The sequence below is a fragment of the Sutcliffiella horikoshii genome (assembly GCF_008180725.1).
Lineage (GTDB): Bacteria > Bacillota > Bacilli > Bacillales > Bacillaceae_I > Sutcliffiella_A > Sutcliffiella_A horikoshii_B.
On record NZ_VTEV01000004.1, the window covers coordinates 352,855 to 366,554 of the forward strand.

Here is a 13,700-nt window from a genome sequence, read left to right on the forward strand (position 1 = left end):
CTTACAAGAAGTAAAACAGTTTAGAGATTAGTTTAGTGAATTAAGTTGAGGGCTATAGAGCCAAAGAGTATGACCAAACCAAGAAATTTATTTTTGAGCCGAGTTGAGAAGAGAATAGTTGAGAATGAGTCGAGATTAGCTGAGGTTAGAATGTATTCTATAAATCTACCCAAGGACTATCCTCTGTCTTTGGGTTTTTGTTTTTTCCTCATTCTGTAACACCTCGTTACAAAGTCTCATTCTCCATTTCTTGAAAATGGAGGAGATCAGATGCAACAGTTTGCAGAGTTTCTAGATGCAAGCAAACATTTCAAAACCATTCCCATCATTGAAAGTTTTTTTGAAGACACCTTAACACCAGTATCCATCTTTCAGGCATTAACAAAAGAAGCGGTCTATCTATTGGAAAGTAAAGAGCCCAATTCAGATTGGGCGAGGTACTCCTTTATCGGATTGAATCCATTTTTGAAAATAACAGCCGAGGATACCACTATCACGTTGCGAGAAGTAAAGACCAATAAATCTATCTACCATTCTAAGGAATTGAATGAGGTCATCCAACAAGCCAATAAATTGCTTCAAGTGAAACACCTTGAAAAAAAGCTAGGGTTTACAGGTGGAGCCGTTGGCTATTTGAGTTATGATTTTATCCCGACGATTGAAAAAGTGCTTATGCACCCTTCCTATGGCGGAGAATACACAGCAAATCTATTATATTGCGAGGATATTGTCGTATGTGATCACAAGGAAAATGAATTGCATTTTATTCATTATATTCGTTTAGATGGAAAGGAAAATGAAAAAGAACTACAGGATAGATTTAATCAGGCAAAACAATCGATACTTGAAAAAGTTTCTCTAATAAGAAAACGACAAGAGAGCGATCCTCTTGTGGAAGTGGATAATGGAAAGGCTGAGTTACCTGTTCAATCCAATTACACAAAAGAGAGATTCATTGAACATGTAGAAAAGATAAAGAAATATATCCAGACAGGTGACATCTTTCAATGTGTTCTCTCCCAGCGTTTTGAGTTACAGGCAGACATGGAAGGGTTTGATGTATACCGAGTGCTAAGAAGACAAAATCCCTCTCCTTACCTGTTTTATCTCAAATACGATGAAATGGAATTAATCGGAAGTTCTCCAGAGAGGCTGATACAAATACAAGATAAGAAGTTAGAGATTCATCCGATTGCCGGTACGAGAAAAAGAGGGAAAACGGAAGAGGCAGACCAGCAGCTTGCGGAGGACCTAATGCAAGACGAAAAAGAACAGGCCGAACATTATATGCTGGTGGATCTCGCGCGAAACGATTTAGGAAGGGTCGCTAAATATGGTTCCGTCCATACGCCGGTCATGAAAGAGCTTGTTTATTTTTCAAGGGTAATGCACCTGATTTCAATCGTGAAGGCAGAGCTTGCTCCAAACTACACTCCTGTGGAAGCGCTGCTTGCAGCTTTTCCAGCTGGAACTGTTTCCGGCGCACCAAAGGTAAGAGCGATGCAAATCTTACAAGAGCTTGAGCCGACAGTAAGAAACACATATGCCGGGGCCATTTGTTATATCGGTTTTGACGGTAATATTGATTCGTGCATTACCATTAGGACCATTCAAAAGCGTGATAACAGTTTTTATGTTCAGGCAGGTGCAGGAGTGGTAGCAGATTCTGTCCCGGAACTCGAATATCAAGAAACAATAAACAAAGCGTCAGCATTAATTGAAACAATCCAACTGGCGAATAAATATTTTGCAAAAAAGACGGGAGGCTCATGCAGCTATGTTTAAAGCCTATTTGACAAAATTAATAGATGGAGCGAACCTTTCAACGGAAGAAGCAGAGAGTGCGATGGATCTAATGATGAAAGGAGAGGTCACCTCCAGTCAGATTGCAAGTTTTATATCTATTCTCAGATTCAGGGGGGAAAGCTCAGAGGAAATGCTAGGATTTACTAAAGCGATGCGCGGACATATGAAGCCGATAGCTTATGAACATCCTCATTTAATCGACACATGCGGGACCGGAGGGGATGGAGCCTCTACCTTCAATATCTCCACTGCTTCTGCGATCGTGGCAGCAAGTGGCGGAGCGAAAGTGGCGAAACATGGAAACAGAGCAGTATCTTCCTCCAGCGGAAGTGCGGATGTGCTAGAGCAACTCCAACTTCCTGTACAGCAAACGCTTGAAGAAGCAACAGAAAATCTTAAGAACAATGGGATGAGCTTTCTTTTTGCACCTATTTATCACGAGGCGATGAAACATGCGGTTGCTCCTAGAAAAGAAATAGGATTCAGGACTATATTTAATCTTCTTGGCCCGCTTGCAAATCCTGTTCGTTGTAAAAAACAGGTAATAGGAGTTTTTTCAAAGGATTATGCTTATAAAATGGCAGAAGTGTTAAATGAGCTCGGTTCCGAACATGTATTGATAGTGGCAGGAGAAGACGGGTTAGATGAAATTACGATCACATCTAGCACCCATGTGGTGGAAGTGAAAAACGGTAAAATCTCCTCTTATACGATAGTGCCTGAGGACTTTGGGTTTGAACGTGGAAGTCTGGAAGATATTCAGGTATCTAACAGTTTACAGAGTTCCCGTCTGATCAAACAGATTTTTCAAAACAAAAGCAACGAAAGTGCACGAAATATTGTTTGTCTAAATGCAGGTGCCGCCCTCTATGTATCGGGTATTGCGGAAACCATCTATAAAGGTGTAGAACTAGCTGTTCAATTAATCGAAACAAACCAACCGTATGAATTATTACAACAACTTAAAAAGGCAGGTGTGACGGAACATGTTAACTAACATTGTAGAGACAAAAAAGATGGAAGTGAAAAATCTAACGTTACCATCCCAGAAGAAGGTGCAGCGTTACTCCTTTTATGATGCACTTGCACGTCCCAAACGTGACCTAGGCTTGATAGCAGAAATGAAAAAGGCATCTCCATCTAAAGGGATTTTGAAAGAAAGCTTTGCCCCAATAGATATTGGAGCCGAATACGAAAAGGTTGGGGTGGATGCGATATCAGTGCTCACTGATCAGACCTATTTTAAGGGTTCAAAGCATGATTTGATGATGGTAAAGGAAACAACAAGCCTGCCTGTCCTGAGAAAGGATTTTATCATAGATTCGATTCAGGTTGAGGAAAGTGCCCGTATTGGTGCAGATGCGATTTTGTTAATAGCGGAGATTCTTCCTGATAAAAAACTTGCTTCGTTATATAACCAAGCGTCAGATTTAGGCTTGGATGTACTGGTAGAGGTGCACAGCTTGGAAAGGCTCACGAGGCTACTAGAAACAATCACTCCAAAAATCATCGGAGTCAATAATAGAAATCTTGCAAGCTTTGAGACGGATATTCTAACTACCAGAGAACTGGCAGCTCACATTCCTAGCTCTTCCTTGCTTGTAAGTGAGAGCGGCATCCTAACAGCAGATGACCTGCGCCAAGTAAAAGGGTTTGGAGCGAACGCTGTACTTGTAGGGGAAGCGTTCATGAAAGATCAAACGCCGGGGACTGGAGTAAGAAGATTATTTGGAGAGCTTGAACGTGTCTAAAACGAAACTAAAATTCTGCGGCAACAAAAATTTGGAAGATTATGAGGCATCCAATCAGACTGACGCAGATTATCTAGGCTTTATTTTCGCAGAGAGTAGGCGTCAGGTTAAACCCGAACAGGTGGCACAATGGGTTGCTGGAGTTTCTCCTCAGAACAAGCGGCTCGTTGGAATCTTTGTCAATCAAACGATAGAAGAAGTTCTTCATGCTGTCCGTACAGTTCCACTTGATACCGTTCAATGCCATGGTGATGAAGACCTGACTTTTATAAAAGAGTTAAAATCCCAATGTAATGTGGACATCTGGAAGGTAATCCACCATGAAGATGAAACTAGTGTAGAAAAATTAAAACCTTTCATTGAAATAATAGATGGTTTTGTTGTAGATAAAAAGGTCGGCAATCAGTACGGTGGGACGGGAACAAGCTTCAACTGGGAGCATATCCCACTCTATGACAAGTTCTCAAAACAATATTATATCCCGTATTTGATTGCAGGTGGGATAAATGTAGACACAATCCCAAAGTTGTTGCCTTATTCTCCACAAGGAATCGATCTATCAAGTGGAATAGAAGAGGATTTTGTTAAAAGTACTGAAAAAATGAATCTGATAGAAAGAATGGTGAGGGAACATGACAAACGTACAAACACCAGATAGCTTCGGTAGATTTGGAGAGTTCGGGGGCAAGTATGTACCTGAAACATTGATGCTGCCGCTGGAAGAATTAGAACAAGGCATACAAGAGGCGTTGATAGACCCAACCTTTCTAGAAGACTATCATTATTTTCTAAAGGAATATTCCGGCAGACCTACAGCGTTGACATATGCTGAAAAACTGACACGTCGAATTGGCGGAGCGAAAATCTACCTGAAAAGAGAAGATCTAAATCATACAGGTGCACATAAAATAAATAACGCTATCGGCCAGGCCTTACTCGCTAAACGTTTAGGGAAAAAGAAGATTATCGCGGAAACTGGGGCAGGACAGCATGGAGTAGCAGCCGCAACGGTTGCGGCCAAGTTTGGATTAGAGTGCAAGGTGTTCATGGGCGAGGAAGATATTGAGCGCCAGGCATTGAACGTTTTTCGTATGAAATTATTAGGAGCAGAAGTAATACCTGCTACAAGCGGCAATAAAACGCTTAAAGATGCCACCAATGAAGCTATTCGCTACTGGGTACAACATTGTGAAGACCATTTTTATATGATCGGTTCTGTTGTAGGCCCACATCCATATCCGTATATGGTTCGCGAGTTTCAACGAGTGATTGGAGAAGAATCCAAGAGGCAGTTCCAGGAAAGAGAAGGCGGTTTGCCAGACAAAATCGTAGCCTGTGTCGGCGGCGGCTCTAATGCAATTGGAATGTTTGCTCCATTTGTAGATGATGAGGTGGAACTGATTGGTGTGGAAGCTGCCGGAAAAGGCATAGACACCCCTCTTCATGCTGCAACGTTAACAAAAGGGACAAAAGGTGTCATTCATGGATCGCTGACTTACTTAATTCAAGATGAACATGGTCAGATCATTGAGCCATACTCCATTTCAGCCGGCCTTGATTATCCTGGTATTGGACCGGAGCATGCCTATTTAAAAGACAGCAACAGAGTTGAATACCAGAGTGTGACGGATGAAGAAGCGTTGGAGGCTCTTCATATCCTTGCAAAAGAAGAAGGCATCATACCGGCAATCGAGTCGGCTCACGCGCTCGCTACCGCATATAAAGAAGCGGCAAAATTGCCGAGTGATAAAACAGTACTTGTATGTTTATCGGGGCGAGGCGACAAAGACGTGCATACATTAATGAATAGAATGGAGGGGACTGTAGAATGACTACGTATTTAGAGAGACTACCAAAACATGACAAGCTTTTTATTCCTTTTATCATGTCTGGAGACCCTACACCGGAATTGACAATAAAACTGGCCCTTCTTTTAGAGGAAGCTGGCGCAACCGTACTAGAGCTTGGAGTCCCGTACTCCGATCCGTTAGCTGATGGACCTGTCATACAGCGTGCTTCCAAGCGGGCTTTGGCCCATAAAACCACCATTAAGAGCACCATGGAGCTTGCTGGAGATATGAGAAGAAGAGGACTGAAAATTCCGATCATCCTCTTTACGTATTACAATCCTGTGTTACAATTAGGTGAAGAATCCTTTTTCGCTTTAGCGAAGCAAAATCAGGTCGACGGGCTCCTCATTCCTGATCTTCCGTTCGAAGAAAGCGGACGCATACGTAAGAAATGCAGCGAACATGCTTTAACGTATATTTCGCTTGTAGCCCCAACTTCCAAAGACCGGATGAATACAATAATGGAACATGCCCAAGGGTTTTTATACTGTATCTCATCGCTTGGCGTGACAGGGGTGCGTAAGGAATTTTCCGAGGAGTTGTATGCTTTTCTAGAAGAAGTGAAAAAGAAAAGCAACGTCCCGACTGCAGTAGGATTCGGAATTTCAGAGAGTGAACACATACAAACCTTAAAACCATATTGTGATGGCTTTGTGGTGGGAAGTGCACTCATAAAAATGATTGAACAAAAAGAAAAGCAATTTAAAGTTGATGAAGAAAAAACCTTGCAACAATTAAAAGAACAAGTAGAGGAGCTTATTTCTCCACTTTTAGCAGAAAGGTGAATGTTGAAGATGGATGTAAAAGAACAACTGCTTAACTTGACCCCGTATCAACCAGGTAAACCGATGGAAGAAGTGAAGAGGGAATTGGGGTTAGAGAAGATAGTGAAACTCGCTTCTAATGAGAATCCATATGGCTGCTCTCATTTTGTTAAAGAGGCATTGATGGCCGAACTTAACAATTCTGCCACATACCCTGATGGCTATGCAAGAGACTTGCGAGAAGTACTGGCTGCGCAAACAGGTGTAGGAGAAAAAGAGCTTATTTTTGGTAATGGATCTGATGAAGTCATTCAAATTGTTTGCCGAGCACTATTAGAACCCGGTAAGAATACTGTGATGCCAACGCCTTCCTTCCCTCAATACAAGCATAATGCCATCATTGAAGGGGCAGAAGTTCGAGAAATTCCATTAAAAGATGGTTATCACCAGCTTGACGAAATGCTTAACTCTATCGATGAGAACACGGCAATCGTTTGGTTATGCAGCCCGAATAATCCTACAGGAACTTATATTAAGGAAGAGCTGCTTCTTTCTTTTCTTGAGAAAGTCCCTAGCAGTACTTTAATTGTAGTAGATGAAGCATATAAGGAGTATGTTACATCAGTAGACTATCCTGAAACAGTGAAACTTCTAAAAGACTATCCTAACCTTCTGATTACCCGTACTTTCTCTAAAGCATACGGCCTTGCAAGTTTTCGTATCGGATATGGAATTGCCAATGAAAAGCTTATCCAACTCATTGAACCGGCAAGGGAACCTTTTAATACGAATTCTCTGGCCCAAGTTGCCGCAAAGGCTGCAGTAGGGGACCAATCTTTTATTAAAGAATGTGTGACAAAGAATAAAGAAGGTTTAGAGCAATATTACGCATTTTGTGAGGAAATGAAGCTAGCTTATTACCCATCTGAAGGGAATTTCATCTTGATAGACTTTCAGACGGACTCCGATGTATTGTTTCAATACTTGATGAAAAAAGGGTATATTGTTCGATCTGGAAAAGCTTTAGGTTACCCGACTTGCTTGCGTATTACAGTCGGAACGAAGGATCAAAACGAAGAAATTATCTCTTACTTGAAAGAATATAAAATGAAACAAGCCATCTAATAGAGAGGAGACATCCCTCTCTATTTACATATTTAAAGACATCAGGCGGTGAAGTGCAGTGAACGGAAAAGTCTTAGTAATCGGACTTGGGCTGATTGGTGGGTCCATAGCCCTTGCAGTAAAAAAAGAACATCCTAATGCTTGTATAATTGGTTACGATATAAATACTCAGCAGGCGAAATTAGCAAAGTCATTAAAAGTCATCGATGAGTTCTGTGAAAATTATGATGCGGAAGCAAGAGATGCCGATTTTATTGTCATTTCTGTACCTGTGATGCAGGCAAATGAAGTGTTAAAACATTTAAGTGGGATTACATTTACAAAACCACAAGTTGTGATTACCGATGTAGGAAGTACAAAAAATACTATTACAACTTTAGCGGCTACCCTTTTCCCTCAGGATAATGTTACATTCATAGGGGGGCATCCTATGGCAGGTTCCCATAAGAGCGGTGTGATTGCCGCCAAAAGCCACCTGTTTGAAAATGCTTTTTATGTGCTTACACCATTTAAAGAGGATGCCAATCCAAAAGAAGTGGCTTTAACAAAAATGTGGCTTGCCGGGACGAAGGCGAATTTTATTACCATGTCTGCTGAAGAGCATGATCTGGTTGCCGGAGTCATCAGCCATTTTCCTCATGTGGTCGCAGCTGGCCTTGTTCATCAGGCAGAGGACATGCAATCTATCAATCCATTTGTTTCAAGGTTGGCAGCAGGTGGGTTTAGGGATATCACAAGGATTGCCTCAAGCAACCCGACGATGTGGAAGGACATTTTGATACATAATAAAGGAACCATTCTTACCCTTTTAGATCAATGGATGGAGCAAATGGTGGTGGTGAGGGACCAGTTGTCACAGGATAACGAAGCTTTCTTGCTTGAGTATTTCAGCAAAGCCAAGGAGTTTCGTGACGGTCTTCCAGTAAAGTCTAAGGGAGCTATTCCTTCATTTTACGATTTATATGTCGATGTTCCCGACTACCCTGGTATCATCTCAGAGATTACCGGCATACTTGCAAAAGAAAAAATAAGCATTACCAATATCCGCATCATGGAAACAAGAGAAGAAATCTATGGAGTGTTGAGACTAAGCTTTCAATCAGAGGACGATCGCCAATCTGCAGAAGATTGCTTGGGCAAGCACACTATGTATGAAACTTATATTGTCTAGTTAGGAGAGAGTGTAAATGAAAAAACTTACAAGTACCGCGAGCGGGCTAAAAGGAACCATACAGATTCCCGGGGATAAATCCATTTCCCATCGTTCCGTCATGTTTGGCTCTATGGCGGAAGGGAAAACGACCGTGGAGAACTTCCTCCCGGGTGATGACTGCCTAAGTACAATCAGTTGTTTCTCCAAGCTTGGAGTGAAAATCGAACAGGAAGGCTCCAATGTGACGGTGTATGGAAACGGATTGAAGGGACTTCGAGAGTCATCAGAAATATTGGATGTAGGGAACTCAGGAACAACAGCACGTTTAATGATAGGAATCCTTTCCGGCTTGCCCATACACTCAGTACTGATTGGGGACGAGTCTATCGCTAAAAGGCCTATGAAGAGGGTGACTGTTCCATTACGTGATATGGGTGCAAGAATACAAGGGAATCAAGATGGGAATTTCACGCCTATCTCCATTCAGGGAGGTGGCTTACGCGGCCTTGATTACGTGTCACCAGTAGCTAGTGCTCAAGTGAAATCTGCCATTCTGTTGGCCGGGTTGCAGGCTGAAGGGGTAACCTCCGTGAGTGAACCTTTTAAATCCCGTGATCATACAGAGAGAATGCTGCGTGCATTCGGAGTGGAAGTAAAAGAAGAGGAAGAATGCAAGGTAAGCGTGGTAGGTGGACAGAAGTTGGTGTCTGATCTGCATATAGTCGTTCCTGGAGATATCTCTTCTGCAGCGTTTTTCCTGGTGGCAGGTGCAATTGTGCCCCGAAGCAAGGTTACTTTGCAAAGGGTCGGGTTGAATCCTACTCGTACTGGTATTTTAGAAGTTCTGAAAAATATGGGGGCAAGTGTTTCTTATTCTAAAGTGGTAGAGGACGGACCGGAACCATATGCGGATATTACAGTAGAAACTTCAGACCTTAAAGGTATCGAAATTGGAGGCGATATCATCCCGCGCCTAATTGATGAAGTGCCTATCATCGCATTGATGGCTACTCAGGCTGAAGGAACAACCGTAATCAAGGATGCGGAAGAGTTGAAGGTGAAAGAAACAAATCGTATTGACACGGTTGTGAACGAGCTGAAAAAGCTTGGAGCGGACATTGAGGCAACTGAGGACGGAATGATCATTAAGGGCAAAACTAGGTTGCATGCTGGCACTCTAGACAGTTACGGGGATCACCGTATCGGCATGATGGGAGCCATTGCTAGTCTGGTTGCAGAAGGAGAAACCGTGCTTCAGAATGATGCAGCAATTAATGTTTCGTATCCTAGCTTCTTTGAGCATATGGAAAGTTTGAGAAGAGGATAATTTTACGATGAGGGGTCCTACGTACAGATGGGCCCTTTTTAGTTTGTTGTACTTAGTAGCTTTAACTTTGAAGGGTCGTTGGAACCTAGCAGGGGGGGTATATCAATAGTTTTGCGAAGGATGGGGGACTCGTTTCAACCTTGAAATTTTGTTTTCGCCCGTAAATTGAGATTATCGCCCGATTTCGCTGAAAATCGCCTGTAAACTCGAAATATCGCCCGATTTTTAGGCAGGATACCAGCAGGGGGTATGCGATTTTTGTGTAGCAGTCCTTACTTGCGACCTTCAACTAGCAATCCTAACTTTTTTCGTACACCCCAATCATCACGTTAATAGAATATTTCCCCCTCCACAAGCATAGCTTGTCTTAAGAACATAAAGAGGGGGATGCTATGGAATATATTATTGAAGCTGCAAATGTAGTCAAGAACAAATCAACACTCCTCCATACCAATCTGCTAGTGAAAGACAACAAAATCCATTACATGAAAGAAGGACCATTTACCAATGCGAAGTCCATGCGAATGGATATTTCCCCCTATGTACTGACACCTGGACATGTCATGCTTGTCGATAATCTTGAGCAAATGCCTTTTCCGCAGTTTAAACAATTCATCACAAGCAACTATCTAAAAAAAGGTTGTACAACCCTTCTTTCTCTCATTACCGTTCAACGGGAAAAAGAATTATTGCAAACATTAAAGAGAGCGAGAACTTTCTTATTAAATAGTCCAATTGATTATTATTTTGCTGTCAGAATTCCCTTTCATAAACTCACACCTTCATTTGTAAGGCAATGCAGACGGTATAAGATTTCTGCCATCTTTTTGCAAATGGATGATACAACAGAACTCTCTTCTGTCCCATGGGGGTGGATAAAAGATGCCTTGTATCAATTTCCGGTCACATTTCTCCCGTGCTGGCAAAACATTTCTCCGTCCAAAAAAAACAAGAAGAAAAAAGAGTGGAAACTGATCATGAAAGAAGAAAAATTAACACATTCTACTGAGTGTCCAGAACAGGGGAAACCGCTTGATTTGGATCTATTAATGAAAATTGGTATCTACCCGTCAAAAGGAGATTTGAGGGTCGGTGGAGAATTAGACTATAATCTCTATTTGTCACCTGAAGGCCATATTATTGAAACTATCGAAAATCTGGATTATGATAGTCATATTCCAGAAGTTACAGTTCAAAAAGGAACGGTTATCAAAGCGGGAGATGAGGTTTTATTTCGTCCAGGCTTTGGAAAAGAATGTACAGTAACCATTCCAGGGCACTTCTTACTCACTGAAAAGATTTGAAGAACATGTGATGGCGGATTTTAAAAACGAAGGGAAGTAGTATTTTGTCTTACACAGTAATTGATAAAGCTCTAGAACTAATAGATAACGGGGACATAGAACAGGGTCTTACTATCCTAAAAGAAAACGAATCAAAATTTGGAGAAGAGGATTTGTTTCAGACTGCCCAGATCTATCAACAACTCGGCATGCTTGAAGACGCCAAACAACTTTACCAAAACCTCCTATACCAATTTCCAAAAGAGTCTGACCTCATTATTTCACTGGCTGAAGTCCACATAGATCTAGATGAAGAAGATGAAGCGATGGGGTTATTAGAAAACATAGCAGAAGATGATGAGGTCTATATCCAGTCTCTGCTTCTACTTGCAGACCTTTATCAGGCACAGGGATTATTTGAGGTAAGTGAGCAAAAGTTACTTGCTGCGAAAAAACTTGCACCAAAAGAACCGATCATCAGCCTTGCCTTGGCGGAAGTATATCTGTCTCAAGGCGACTATAAAAAAGCCATTCCATATTATGAATCAGTCCTTCCGCATGCCGATGAAATTGAGTTCTCCTTGCAAGAAAGACTTGCAGAATGCTACAGTGCTACAGGGCAATTTGAAGAAGCAATGCCTTATTTCGACCAGGCATTGCAGAAAGAGTTGAAAATTGACGTACTATTTCAATACGGTTTTACCGCTTTTCAGGCAGGATATTTCAAGACCAGTATCGAAAAACTTAATCAGGTAAAAGAAATGGATTATGAATACTCCTCTCTTTACTTGTATCTTGCAAAAGCATATGAACACGAAGGATTGTTAGAAGATAGCTTGCGTGTTGCAAAAGAAGGGTTAGCGGTTAATGAATATAACAAAGAACTGCAAGTGTACGGAGCAAAAGTGGCAATGAAACAGCAGAATGTGCAAGAGGCAGAAAAGTTATTAAGAGAAGCCATTGCCATCGATCCTGGATATGTGGAAGCAGCCTTAACTTTAACGAAAATCTTCTTGCAGGAAGAGCGCTATGAAGATGTTATAGACTGCCTAAATGAACTCAATAACTTTGGAGAGTCCGACCCGCAATATGATTGGGACTTAGCTGTTGCCTACCAACAAACCGAAAAATATTCGGATGCATTAAATCATTACCGTCAAGCATATACTTCTTTTAAAGATGACAGCAGCTTCCTTTACGATTATGCACACTTTTTATTGGAGGAAGGGAAACGAGAAGAAGCAAAGCCGCTTTTTGAAAAACTAATACAACTTGACCCAACCAACATAGAATTGCAAGATCTGTATTTAAATTTACAAGAGTAGGGAATATTCTACGCAGAGGAGGGACGATAGTTGTGGCTACCCCTGTATCTGTCAACGAGAAGAAGGACTTTATAAGGTGGTTCTTGGGAAACTATCAGTTAAAAAGACGTGAATGTGTATGGATTTTAAACTATTTGATGAGTCATGACCAGTTGATGAAGAAAGTTCACTTTGTTGAGCAAGCCCAGTTTTGTCCACGGGGAATTATCATGTCAACCCATTGTGTAGAGGAAGTGCCATTCAGGTTTTATAAGGAAAATGTCATGACGACGGACGCTGAGAAGTCCTTCCATGACATTAGGCTTAATCGTGATGAGGATATTTATATCCAGTTAAATTTCCGGTCTGTCTATCATTCACCGCAATACGCAGCGGTACTTGAAGATAATCCATTTATGCCAAAGCAGTCCCAAATTAATGAAAAGGATCGTATTTTAGCAGAAAGAATGCTAGAAGAATCCATTTATACTTTTCAAAAAGAGAAGTTATTGAAGATGATTGATGAGGCATTAGACCGCCAGGATGAAGAAGCATTTCGCAAACTGACAGGTCAATTGAAGAGATTATAATAGTTCTTACCCCTAACATAAATGTTGGGGGATTTTTGTTGATTGGAAAATTATAAATTTATTGAAAGTTGGAATAGTCTTCAGTTTTATGCTTGATCTTCGGGATGAAAACTTGAGTGATGTGGAAAAGGTGAAGAGAAGTTCTCATGGGAGATATGAAGACTACTGTGACTAGGAAAAAGGAGAAGAGAGGTCCTCATGGATGTTATAAAGACCTCAGGGAGGAGAAAAAAGGAGAAGAGAGGTCCTCATGGATGTTATAAAGACCTCAGGGAGGAGAAAAAAGGAGAAGAGAGGTCCTCATGGGAGGTATGAAGACCTCAGTGAGGAGAAAAAAGGAGAAGAGAGGTCCTCATCGCTGTTATGAAGACCTCAGGGAGGAGAAAAAAGGAGAAGAGAGGTCCTCATCGCTGTTATGAAGACCTCAGGGAGGAGAAAAAAGGAGAAGAAAGGTCCTCATCGCTGTTATGAAGACCTYAGGGAGGCGGAAAAAGGAGAAGAAAGGTCCTCATCGATGTTATGAAGACCTCAGTGAGGAGGAAAAAGGAGAAGAGAGGTCCTCATCGCTGTTATGAAGACCTCAGTGAGGAGGAAAAAGGAGAAGAGAGGTCCTCATGGTAGATATGAAGACCTCAGTGAGGAGAAAAAAGGAGAAGAGAGGTCCTCATCGCTGTTATGAAGACCTCAGTGAGGAGAAAAAAGGAGAAGAGAGGTCCTCATCGCTGTTATGAAGACCTCAGTGAGGAG

At 41.6% G+C, this 13,700-nt stretch carries 12 protein-coding genes; all 12 read left to right on the forward strand.

The annotated features are described in order from the left end of the window. The first annotated feature begins 270 nt into the window (after window positions 1–270). Window positions 271–1,785 carry an anthranilate synthase component I gene (trpE, locus tag FZC76_RS11765; RefSeq protein ID WP_148988362.1) on the forward strand — a complete coding sequence of 505 codons (1,515 nt, stop codon included), beginning with the start codon at window positions 271–273 and terminating at the stop codon, window positions 1,783–1,785. Then, window positions 1,778–2,803 carry an anthranilate phosphoribosyltransferase gene (trpD, locus tag FZC76_RS11770; RefSeq protein WP_148988363.1) on the forward strand — a complete coding sequence of 342 codons (1,026 nt, stop codon included), beginning with the start codon at window positions 1,778–1,780 and terminating at the stop codon, window positions 2,801–2,803. Before trpE ends, trpD begins: the two co-directional genes overlap by 8 nt. Then, on the forward strand, window positions 2,793–3,557 hold the full coding sequence (gene trpC, locus FZC76_RS11775) for an indole-3-glycerol phosphate synthase TrpC (protein WP_148988364.1): 765 nt from the start codon (window positions 2,793–2,795) through the stop codon (window positions 3,555–3,557). Before trpD ends, trpC begins: the two co-directional genes overlap by 11 nt. Beyond that, a complete protein-coding gene (locus tag FZC76_RS11780) occupies window positions 3,550–4,215 on the forward strand; it encodes a phosphoribosylanthranilate isomerase (RefSeq protein WP_187442049.1) in 666 nt (221 codons plus the stop codon). The genes trpC and FZC76_RS11780 overlap by 8 nt, the downstream gene beginning before the upstream one ends. Then, window positions 4,190–5,389: a tryptophan synthase subunit beta gene (gene trpB, locus FZC76_RS11785; RefSeq protein ID WP_148988366.1), complete on the forward strand. Its 1,200-nt coding sequence runs from the start codon at window positions 4,190–4,192 to the stop codon at window positions 5,387–5,389. Before FZC76_RS11780 ends, trpB begins: the two co-directional genes overlap by 26 nt. Beyond that, window positions 5,386–6,192 (forward strand): tryptophan synthase subunit alpha, encoded by an 807-nt coding sequence (trpA, locus tag FZC76_RS11790; protein ID WP_148988367.1) that lies wholly within the window; start codon window positions 5,386–5,388, stop codon window positions 6,190–6,192. Before trpB ends, trpA begins: the two co-directional genes overlap by 4 nt. A 9-nt stretch (window positions 6,193–6,201) precedes the next feature. Further along, on the forward strand, window positions 6,202–7,296 hold the full coding sequence (gene hisC, locus FZC76_RS11795; protein ID WP_148988368.1) for a histidinol-phosphate transaminase: 1,095 nt from the start codon (window positions 6,202–6,204) through the stop codon (window positions 7,294–7,296). A gap of 58 nt (window positions 7,297–7,354) precedes the next feature. Continuing rightward, complete coding sequence (locus FZC76_RS11800) at window positions 7,355–8,467, forward strand: prephenate dehydrogenase (RefSeq protein WP_148988369.1); 1,113 nt, start codon at window positions 7,355–7,357, stop codon at window positions 8,465–8,467. Window positions 8,468–8,483: 16 nt separating this feature from the next. Further along, window positions 8,484–9,776, forward strand: coding sequence for a 3-phosphoshikimate 1-carboxyvinyltransferase (aroA, locus tag FZC76_RS11805; protein WP_148988370.1), 1,293 nt, complete (start codon window positions 8,484–8,486; stop codon window positions 9,774–9,776). Window positions 9,777–10,168: 392 nt separating this feature from the next. Next, a complete protein-coding gene (locus FZC76_RS11810) occupies window positions 10,169–11,080 on the forward strand; it encodes a hypothetical protein (protein ID WP_148988371.1) in 912 nt (303 codons plus the stop codon). A 44-nt stretch (window positions 11,081–11,124) separates the two neighbouring features. Continuing rightward, window positions 11,125–12,384 carry a tetratricopeptide repeat protein gene (locus tag FZC76_RS11815; RefSeq protein WP_148988372.1) on the forward strand — a complete coding sequence of 420 codons (1,260 nt, stop codon included), beginning with the start codon at window positions 11,125–11,127 and terminating at the stop codon, window positions 12,382–12,384. Between the two features lie 32 nt (window positions 12,385–12,416). Further along, window positions 12,417–12,953 (forward strand): ReoY family proteolytic degradation factor, encoded by a 537-nt coding sequence (locus tag FZC76_RS11820; RefSeq protein ID WP_060663948.1) that lies wholly within the window; start codon window positions 12,417–12,419, stop codon window positions 12,951–12,953. The last annotated feature ends 747 nt before the right edge of the window (window positions 12,954–13,700 follow it).

Coding starts and splice junctions, on each gene's coding strand:
- trpE (WP_148988362.1), top strand. CDS start 271: ATGCAACAGTTTGCAGAGTTTCTAGATGCAAGCAAACATTTCAAAACC.
- trpD (WP_148988363.1), top strand. CDS start 1,778: ATGTTTAAAGCCTATTTGACAAAATTAATAGATGGAGCGAACCTTTCA.
- trpC (WP_148988364.1), top strand. CDS start 2,793: ATGTTAACTAACATTGTAGAGACAAAAAAGATGGAAGTGAAAAATCTA.
- trpB (WP_148988366.1), top strand. CDS start 4,190: ATGACAAACGTACAAACACCAGATAGCTTCGGTAGATTTGGAGAGTTC.
- trpA (WP_148988367.1), top strand. CDS start 5,386: ATGACTACGTATTTAGAGAGACTACCAAAACATGACAAGCTTTTTATT.
- hisC (WP_148988368.1), top strand. CDS start 6,202: ATGGATGTAAAAGAACAACTGCTTAACTTGACCCCGTATCAACCAGGT.
- aroA (WP_148988370.1), top strand. CDS start 8,484: ATGAAAAAACTTACAAGTACCGCGAGCGGGCTAAAAGGAACCATACAG.
- FZC76_RS11810 (WP_148988371.1), top strand. CDS start 10,169: ATGGAATATATTATTGAAGCTGCAAATGTAGTCAAGAACAAATCAACA.